Raw genomic sequence first — 9,589 nt, forward strand, 5'->3', positions numbered from 1 at the left:
CACCATGTCACGACGCGTCCTCACCCTGCTGCTCGCGGGGTTCTTCGTGCTCGCGCTGGGCGTCCTGGGCGCGTTCCGGCCGGTCCCGTACGTCGTGCTGAGCCCCGGCCCCACCGAGAACACCATCGGCGAGGTCGACAAGAAGCCGGTAATCTCGATCAGCGGCCGGCAGACCTATCCCACGAGCGGTGCGCTGAGCCTGGTCACGGTGGCCTACCAGGGTGGCCCGGCCGCCCAGATCGACCTGCTGACGGCGTTGCGCGGCTGGCTCGACCCGACCGTCGCGGTGGTCCCGCAGGAGACGATCTTCCCGCCCGGCCGTGACGCGAAGAAGGTCGACGAGGAGAACGCGGTCGAGATGACCAACTCCCAGGACTCCGCCAAGGCCGCCGCGCTCAACGAGCTCAAGATTCACTACGACCGGGTCGTCACGGTGTTGTCCACCGAGAAGGGCAAGCCCGCCGACGGCAAGCTGCAGAAGGGCGACCAGATCAACGCGGTCGACGGCAAACCGGCCACCGACTCGCAGTTCGTCGGGGACACCGTCAAGGCGCACAAGCCAGGCGAGACCGTGACCTTCAACGTGACCAGGGGCGGCCAGAAACTCGACGTGTCGCTGCAGCCGATCGCCAGCAAGGACGGCAAGCCCCTCGTCGGCGTGCTCATGCAGGAGAAGTTCAAGTTCCCCTTCGACGTCGAGATCAACGTGGGCGACGTCGGCGGGCCGAGCGCCGGGCTGATGTTCTCGCTCGGCATACTCGACAAGCTGACCCCCGGCGAGATCACCGGCGGCAAGCGCATCGCCGGCACCGGCACCATCGACACCGAGGGCCAGGTCGGGCCCATCGGCGGCATCGCCCAGAAGATGGTGGGGGCCCGCGACTCCGGCGCGACCATCTTCCTCACCCCCGCGGACAACTGCGCGGAGGCCATGAAGGCCGTGCCCGACGGCTTGCGGCTGGTCAAGGCCGACACGTTGCACGACGCGGTGCTCGCGCTCGACGCGCTGCGCACCGGAAAGGGCAATGTGCCCGCTTGTGAGGCCGGATGAAACTTCCGGCGAGCGCCGTGCGTTAGCCGTACGGCTGGCGCTGCGGTGTAAGTTGCCAGACACGGACCGTTTCTTCATCACGACGAGGGGTTGGCCTTGAGCTTCCGGACCCCAGGGGCCGGCAGGGCGATGCGCTTGCCACGCCGGCCGCGGCTGCTTCTGCCTGTGGCCATCGCGCTGGTCGCGATCGTGGCCCTGTTTTTTCTCTTTTCTGGGATTTATACCGACTACCTGTGGTTTGACACGACCAACTACACGTCGGTCTTCTCCGGGGTGCTGCTGACCGAGATCGTGCTGTTCCTCGTCGGAGCGGTGCTCATGGTCGGCATCACGGGCGGCAACATGCTGCTGGCCTTCCGCACCCGGCCGATGTTCGGCCCCGCCGTGTTCGGCGGCGGCAGCGGGGCCGACCGCTATCGCATGGCGCTCGACCCCCACCGCAAGCTGATCTTCATCGTCGGCATGGGCCTGCTCGCGCTCTTCTCCGGCTCCTCGTTCGCGGGGCAGTGGAAGACGTGGCTGCAGTTCGTGAACGGAGCCTCCTTCGACAAGAAGGACGAGCTGTTCGGCATGGACATCTCGTTCTTCATGTTCGACTACCCGTTCATCAGGATGGTGCTGAACTTCCTGTTCACCGCCGTGATCATCTCGATCGTCCTGGCCACGATCACCCACTACCTCTACGGCGGCTTCCGGCTGCAGTCGCCGGGCGTGCACGCCTCCAGGGCCGCGCGGATCCACCTTTCCGTGCTGCTCGGCGTGTTCGTCCTGCTCAAGGCCGTCGCGTACTACATCGACCGGTTCGGTCTGGTCTTCTCCGACCGCGGCTACGTGCACGGCGCGTCCTACACCGACGTCAACGCGGTGCTCCCGGCCAAGAACATCCTCGCGATCATCGCGTTGATCTGCGCCGCGCTGTTCTTCGCCGGCGTCGTGCGCCCTGGCGGCATGCTGCCCGGCGTCTCGTTCGGCCTGCTCGTGCTCTCGGCCATCCTGATCGGCGGCGTCTACCCGGCGCTGGTCGAGCAGTTCCAGGTCAAGCCCAACCAGCAGGGCAAGGAAGCCGTCTACATCGACCGGAACATCCAAGCCACCAGATCAGCCTACGACGTGCAGAACGCCGAAGTGATCGACTACAACGCCCAGGCCGACCCGACCAAGGTCAGCGCCGGCGGCGACGAGTCGGTGACCGGCGTGCGTCTGCTCGACCCGGCGCTGGTGTCGTCCACGTTCGAGCAGACCCAGCGCATCCGCGGCTTCTACGGCTTCCCCGACCAGCTCGACGTCGACCGCTACCCCGGCAAGGACGGCAAGCTGGTCGACCACGTGGTCGGCGTCCGCGAGCTGCTCGGCCCGCCCGCGCCCCAGAACAACTGGATCAACCGCGCGCTGGTCTACACCCACGGCTACGGCTTCGTCGCCGCGCCGGGCAACGAGGTCGACGCGGGCGGCCTGCCCGCCTACGACAGCAAGGACATGCCGGTCACCGGCGACCTCGCGGCCTCGACCGGGCTCAAGGAGTCGCGCGTCTACTTCGGCGAGAACCCCGGCTCCACCGAGTACGTCATCGCCGGCGGCAACCCCAAGACCCCGCAGGAGCTCGACTACCCGGTCTCCGGCGGCCAGACCGGCCAGCAGAACACCACCTACACCGGCAAGGGCGGCGTGCCGATCGGCTCGGCCCTCAACCGGCTCGTCTACGCCGCCAAGTACGGCGAGATGAACATCCTGCTGTCGGGCGACATCAACGACAACTCCAAGATCCTCTACGTGCGCAACCCGCGGGAGCGGGTGGAGAAGGTCGCGCCGTTCCTGACCCTCGACGGCAACGCCTACCCGGCGATCATCGACGGCCGCATCACCTGGATCATCGACGGGTACACCACGTCCAACGCGTACCCGTACTCGCAGAGCGAGAGCCTCGGCGACATGACCCGCGACCTGGCCACCGACCGCCGAGTGGTCGCCCAGCAGCCGCAGGACGAGATCAACTACATCCGCAACTCGGTCAAGGCCACGGTCGACGCCTACGACGGCACGGTCACGCTCTACGCCTGGGACGGCAACGACCCGGTGCTGAAGACGTGGTCCACCGCCTTCCCCGGCACGATCAAGCCCGCCTCGCAGATGAGCCCCGACCTCCAGGCGCACATCCGCTACCCGGAGGACCTGTTCAAGGTGCAGCGCTACATGTTGTCGCGCTACCACGTCACCAACGCGGCCGCCTTCTACAGCGCCCAGGACTTCTGGAACATCCCCAGCGACCCCTCGCAGGGCAACCAGTCGGTCAAGCAGCCGCCGTACTACCTGACGGCGACGATGCCCGACGAGTCCGAGCCGTCGTTCTCGCTGACCACGACCTTCGTCCCGCGGGAAGGGCCCAACCTGGCGGCCTTCATGGCGGCGGGCTCCACGGTGGGCAAGGACTACGGCAAGCTGCGCATCCTGCGCATGCCGTCCAACACCACGGTCCCCGGTCCCGGTCAGGCCCAGAACAACTTCCAGAACAAGTTCTCGGGCGAGCTGGGCCCCCTCGGCCTCGGCCAGGCCAACGTCAGGTACGGCAACCTGCTGACCCTGCCCTACGCGAACGGCCTGATCTACATCGAGCCGGTCTACGTGCAGACCAAGGCCGGCACCGGCCAGGAGCCGTACCCGATCCTGCGGCGGGTGCTGGTGGCGTTCGGCAACAAGGTCGGCTCGGGTGACACCCTCGACCAGGCGCTGGAGCAGGTCTTCGGCGGCGAGCAGCAACAGCCGAACACCCAGCCCCAGCAGACCACGCCCAACCAGGCGAACACGTCGGCGATGAACACCGCCATCTCCAACGCCCAGAAGGCCTACGAGGACGCCCAGAAGGCCCTCCAGGCCAGCCCCCCGAACTGGGACGAGTACGGCAAGGCCCAGAAGCGACTGGAGGAGGCGCTGAAGCAGATCGAGAGCGCCAACGCCAAGCCGGCGGCGACCCCGTCGCCCTCGGCCTCTCCTTCAGCCTCCCCGTCGGCGACGCCGTCCGCCTCGCCGCCGGCCACGTCCACACCGACGCCGACACCCTCGGGCACACAGGCGGGAGGCACCACCTAGCCCTTTCGGTTTGCGCCCACCCCCCGTCGCCGATAGTCTTGAGGAGCAAGACAGCGACGCGGGGTGGAGCAGTTCGGTAGCTCGCTGGGCTCATAACCCAGAGGTCGCAGGTTCAAATCCTGCCCCCGCTACCAAGATTCGAGGTCCTGGCCGACGGCCAGGACCTCGTTGCTTTTCACGGGCACCGCAGGTCCCATCCGCATTGTCGGTCTCCAGGACCTCGAAACCATCGGGAACCCGGGCTCCCCGTTCTGGAAGCACCCCCTGCCTCCATTTCCGCCAAGCGAAGGTCATCGGCCCATTCGGGCACCATGACGTGCAGGGGCCGGCGCGCCGGGTGACGCCAGGAGGATTCGCCGCCGTGGTGGAGGGGGTTCGAGCAGCGTGAGGCCCGTGATTACGCCACCGACGCGCCCGGACAAAGCCCGGCCGGGTCGAAGGAGTCCGGAAGGGCGGTATAGTTAATAACGACACACCGACGCGGGGTGGAGCAGTTCGGTAGCTCGCTGGGCTCATAACCCAGAGGTCGCAGGTTCAAATCCTGTCCCCGCTACCAAGCCGAAGTCCCCGGTCGCCACACGGCGACCGGGGACTTCGTCGTTTCCGGACCTCGTCCTATCGGGCCTTGTCGAACCGACTCACGTGCTGATTACATGATTACATGACGGAAAAAGACGTCCCGACGATCTACGAGTGGGCGGGCGGGACCGAGGCGTTCGAACGGCTGACCGTGGCGTTCTACCGGACCGTCCTCAAGGACGACCTCATCGGGCCGCTGTTCGCCCACATGGACCCCGAGCACCCCAAATACGTCGCCATGTGGCTCAGCGAGGTCTTCGGCGGCCCTGACCGGTACACCCGCGAACGCGGCGGATATCCCCACATGCTGGCCCACCACCTGGGCCGGGCCATCACCGAACCGCAGCGCCGCCGCTGGGTGAACCTCCTCATGGACGCCGCCGACGAGGTCGGCCTGCCCGACGACCCCGAGTTCAGGGCCGCGTTCGCCGGCTACATCGAATGGGGCACCCGGCTGGCCGTGCACAACTCCCAGCCCGGCGCGACCCCGCCCCCGAAGGCGCCGGTTCCGCACTGGGGCTGGGGAGTCGCCCCGCCATACCAGCCGTAACCTGGAGAAATGGGAAGTACGTCGCGCGGGCGGCTGCGGGTCTACCTGGGCGCGGCGCCCGGCGTCGGCAAGACGTACGCCATGCTCAGCGAGGCGCGACGGGCCAAGGAGCGCGGACGTGACGTGGTCGTGGGCCATGTCGAGACCCACGGCCGTGACCAGGTCGCCCGCCTGCTCGACGGACTGGAGACCGTGCCGGGCCGCACCGTCGTCCACCGCGGCGCCACGTTCACCGAGCTGGACGCCGACGCGGTCATCGCCCGCCGTCCCACGGCCGTGCTGGTCGACGAGCTCGCCCACACCAACACGCCCGGCTCCCGGCACGCCAAACGCTGGCAGGACGTCCAGGACATCCTCGACGCCGGCATCGACGTCGTCTCCACGCTCAACATCCAGCACCTGGAGTCCCTGCGCGACGTGGCCGAGCAGATCACCGGCCTGCCGCAGCGCGAGACCGTCCCCGACGACCTGGTCCGGCGGGCCGACCGGCTCGAACTCGTCGACATGTCACCCGAGGCGCTGCGCCGCCGCCTCGCCCACGGCAACGTCTACCCGCCGGAACGCGTCGACGCCGCCCTCGCCAATTACTTCCGCGTCGGCAACCTGTCCGCTCTGCGGGAGCTTGCCCTGCTCTGGGTGGCGGACCGGGTCGACCGGCAGCTCACCGCGTACCGGGCAGACCATGACATCGCAGGCACCTGGGAAGCCCGCGAACGCGTCGTCGTCGCTCTCACCGGCGGCTCCGAGGGCGACACCCTCGTCCGCCGCGCCGCCCGCATCGCGGCCAGGACCAAGGGCGCCGACCTGCTCGCCGTGCACGTCACCCGGGCCGACGCCCTGTCCACCACGAGCGACCCGGCCAACCTGGTACGCCAGCGCAAACTCGTCGAGGACCTCGGCGGCACCTACCACCAGGTCGTGGGCGACGACATCCCACGCGCGCTGATCGCGTTCGCCGACGGCGTGAACGCCACCCAACTCGTCCTCGGCGCCTCCCGGCGGGGACGGCTCGCGCAACTGCTCACCCGCGGCGTGGGCGTGACGACGGCCACGCTGTCCGGCTCGATCGACGTGCACATGGTCCCGCACGAGGCCGTCCCCCGAGGCTCCGGCCGGCCGCGGCCCGGGGGAGCGCTGACGCCTCGGCGCAAGTCGGCCGGATGGGCGCTGACACTGGCCGCCATGCCGGCGCTCACCGCCGTGATCGCGCCGCTCGACCTGAGCCTGCCCAGCGAGATCCTGCTCTTCCTGCTGCTGGTCGTCGGCGTCGCGCTCGTGGGCGGGATGTGGCCGGCGCTCACGGCGGCGGTGCTCGCGTTCGGGCTGCTCAACTGGTTCTTCACGCCGCCGGTGCACACCCTGACCATCGCCGAGCCCGAGAACGTGTTGTCGCTGGCCATCTTCGTCCTGGTCGCGGTCATGGTGAGCACGGTCGTGGACCTGGCCGCCCGGCGCAGCAGAGAAGCGGCCCGGTCCAGGGCCGACGCCGAGGTCCTGTCCACACTGGCCGGACACGTGCTGCGCGGGGAGTCCGCGCTGGCCTCCCTGCTCGGACGGTTGCGGGAGACATTCGGGCTGACCGCGGTGACCCTGCTCGAAAGGGACGATCCGCCGGGTGACTGGCGCATCGTCGCCACGTCCGGCGGCCCCCCGATCACCACCCCGCCCGTCACCAGCCCGAACCACCCCGGACCGGACGGCGGGAGCGACGTGGTCACCATCGACGACCGGCTGGTGCTCGCGACCCGCGGCCGGCTGCTCGACGCCAGCGACCGCCGCGTCCTGGAGGCGTTCGCCGCCGAGGCAGCCGTCGCCCTGCGCCAGGAACGCCTGCGCGAGGCGGCCGCGCGCGCCGAGCCGCTGGCCGAGGCCGACCGCATGCGCACCGCGCTGCTCGCCGCCGTCGGCCACGACCTGCGCACCCCGCTCGCCTCGGCCATGGCGTCCGTGGAGAGCCTGCGCAACACCGACATCATCTGGTCCGACGACGACCGTGCCGAACTGCTGGCCACCGCCGGCGAGTCGCTGATCAGACTGAACCGGCTCGTGTCGAACCTGCTCGACATGAGCCGCCTCCAGGCCGGCGTGCTGGGCGTCACCTTGCGGCCCGTCGCCGTCGAGGATGTGCTGCCGCGTGCCATCGACGACCTCGGCCCGCTGCGTGACCGGGTCAGCAGTGACGTCCCGGCCGACCTGCCGGAGTTCCAGGCCGATCCGGCGCTGCTCGAACGCGTCCTGGCGAACCTGATGGCCAACGCCGTCCGCTACAGCCCCGAAGGCGAGCCCGTGCTCGTCACCGCGAGCTGGCACGGCGAACGCGTCGAACTGCGCGTCATCGACAGGGGACCAGGAATCCCCACGGAAGCGCATGAAAGGGTGTTCATGCCCTTCCAACGACTCGGCGACCGCGACAACCACACCGGCGTGGGCCTCGGCCTCGCACTCTCGCGCGGCCTCACCGAGGCGATGGGCGGCACGCTGCTCCTTGAGGACACCCCCGGAGGAGGGCTCACCATGACGGTCTCACTGAGGAGGGCCCCTTGACCCGCGTGCTCGTCGTCGACGATGAGCCCCAGATCCTGCGTGCTCTGCGCATCAACCTGGCGGCCAGGCACTACGAGGTCGCGGTCGCCCCCGACGGCGCATCGGCGCTGCGCCAGGCCGCCGACTGGCACCCGGACCTGGTCGTCCTCGACCTCGGCCTGCCCGATCTCGACGGCGTCGAGGTGATCCAGGGCCTGCGCGGCTGGACGAAGGTGCCGATCATCGTCTTGTCGGGGCGTACCGACAGCACGGACAAGGTGGACGCGCTCGACGCCGGAGCCGACGACTACGTCACCAAGCCGTTCGGCATCGACGAGCTGCTGGCCCGCATCCGCGCGGTGACCCGCCGCACGAACCAGCACGAAGAGGAACCCGCGACGGTGCGGCTGGGCGACCACGTGATCGACCTAGCCGGCAAGACGATCTCAGGTGGCGTACGGCTGACGCCGACGGAGTGGCACTTCCTGGAGATCCTGCTTCGCAATCCCGGCAAACTGATCAGCCAGCGGCAGCTGCTGACGGAGGTGTGGGGCGCCGGCTACCTGAAGGAGACGCACTACCTGCGCCAGTACATGGCCCAACTGCGCCGCAAGCTCGAACGCGACCCGGCCCACCCCGTGCACCTGCTGACCGAGCCCGGAATGGGATACCGGTTTCAGCCCTCCTGATCCCTGACCAGGACAACCGCCTTGAGCACGGCCCACCCGAGCAGCAAGGCCCCGAAGAGCACCTGAGCGGCACGCACCCACAGGGAAGACGTCTGATCCGCATAGATCACAACACCGATCCACATCAGACCAAATATCCCGACCAGGATGATTGCCGACCAGTTCAGCCCACGTTGCCACATACGCGCAGTCTTACAGTCGGGTGGCCAAGGCCGGGTATGGCCACAGTCGTCATCCGGTCGAAGCCTGAGCCCCTGGGGGATCAGCCTTGAGCGATCAGCGGCCGGGCCGGCCGGCTCAGCGGGGAAGGGTCCGATGCGCACCGACGCACCGACGCAGGCGCATTCCGCGCATCCGCACGACCGGCGGCTGTTGCGGTGGCTGCTGCCCCTCCTGCATGCAGGCAAGCAGCGTCTCAGCCGTACGGGCGTCGGACAGGATCTGCTGCACGGCGTCCTCGTCCTCGGGCAGCTGACCGCGCTCGGCCAGCTCGCGGGTGAGGAAGGCGAGCGGGTCGGGCGCGTCGACCATGTCCGCGGCCACGGTCGTCCGCGCCGCCGTGAGCAGCCGCAGGTAATGGGTACGCAGGACGGCCTCGCGCACCCGTGCCTGTTCGAGGTCGTCGATCAGGGTCCGGGCGATGCGCAGGAGGTCTCCCGCATGGGTCGCCGGGTCGGCGAGGAAGGCACGGATGTCGTCGAACTCCGAGCGGGTCATGGCGGGCACCTCCGAGAGCGCAGTCTGCTCGTGGCTACCTTCGTACCGAGGGGCGATTGCGGATGACTTGCTGACGGCTTGACTTCAGGTGTCGTGCGGGCGGCGATGACCAAGGTTTGACGATCTTGTGGCGAGGGAAGGACCCTACGATTACCTGTGTGGCGCGAAGTAGGCGCGGGAGACTGCTAGAGTTGCTTCGCGCAGGGCGGCCGAGGGGCTCGCAAGAGCCTCAACAGAAGCCCGGCAAATCCCACTTCCTTCTGGTTCATTCAAGACGGTTCAGAGCGGTCTGAATGAGCTGGTAAGTTAGAGGGGTTGTCCCGGAAGCGGGGCGCGACTTAATTCCAGCAGGTCGAGCAAGTCCGGTCAATTTGACAGAGACTTGAACGGCTGAAA

The 9,589-nt window shown here is 68.6% G+C and carries 7 protein-coding genes and 2 tRNA genes; 7 read left to right on the forward strand and 2 right to left on the reverse strand.

Features of this window, described 5'->3' with window-relative positions:
- The first annotated feature begins 4 nt into the window (after positions 1-4).
- The 7 genes from ACFYYW_RS27255 (at position 5) to ACFYYW_RS27285 (ending at position 8,476) form a co-directional block, all read left to right on the forward strand.
- Positions 5-1,051: a PDZ domain-containing protein gene (locus ACFYYW_RS27255; protein WP_352319330.1), complete on the forward strand. Its 1,047-nt coding sequence runs from the start codon at positions 5-7 to the stop codon at positions 1,049-1,051.
- A gap of 129 nt (positions 1,052-1,180) precedes the next feature.
- Complete coding sequence (locus tag ACFYYW_RS27260; RefSeq protein ID WP_387652569.1) at positions 1,181-4,135, forward strand: UPF0182 family protein; 2,955 nt, start codon at positions 1,181-1,183, stop codon at positions 4,133-4,135.
- 57 nt (positions 4,136-4,192) lie between these two features.
- Positions 4,193-4,269: transfer RNA gene (locus ACFYYW_RS27265), tRNA-Met, on the forward strand.
- Positions 4,270-4,614: 345 nt separating this feature from the next.
- A tRNA-Met gene (locus ACFYYW_RS27270) sits at positions 4,615-4,691 on the forward strand.
- Between the two features lie 105 nt (positions 4,692-4,796).
- Entirely contained in the window at positions 4,797-5,264 is a 468-nt protein-coding gene (locus tag ACFYYW_RS27275; RefSeq protein WP_387652571.1) for a group II truncated hemoglobin, read from the forward strand.
- Positions 5,265-5,273: 9 nt separating this feature from the next.
- Entirely contained in the window at positions 5,274-7,808 is a 2,535-nt protein-coding gene (locus ACFYYW_RS27280) for a DUF4118 domain-containing protein (RefSeq protein ID WP_387652573.1), read from the forward strand.
- Positions 7,805-8,476, forward strand: a complete 672-nt coding sequence (locus ACFYYW_RS27285; protein ID WP_352330137.1) for a response regulator — start codon at positions 7,805-7,807, stop codon at positions 8,474-8,476. Before ACFYYW_RS27280 ends, ACFYYW_RS27285 begins: the two co-directional genes overlap by 4 nt.
- On the opposite strand, the gene ACFYYW_RS27290 is transcribed toward ACFYYW_RS27285, so the two are convergent.
- Entirely contained in the window at positions 8,464-8,658 is a 195-nt protein-coding gene (locus tag ACFYYW_RS27290; protein ID WP_358010213.1) for a hypothetical protein, read from the reverse strand. The genes ACFYYW_RS27285 and ACFYYW_RS27290 overlap by 13 nt on opposite strands.
- Before the next feature lie 115 nt (positions 8,659-8,773).
- Complete coding sequence (locus ACFYYW_RS27295) at positions 8,774-9,193, reverse strand: hypothetical protein (RefSeq protein ID WP_387652576.1); 420 nt, start codon at positions 9,191-9,193, stop codon at positions 8,774-8,776.
- Positions 9,194-9,589 lie beyond the last annotated feature (396 nt).

Origin of the sequence: Nonomuraea sp. NPDC001831 (genome assembly GCF_042892035.1) — a bacterium.
GTDB lineage: Bacteria > Actinomycetota > Actinomycetes > Streptosporangiales > Streptosporangiaceae > Nonomuraea.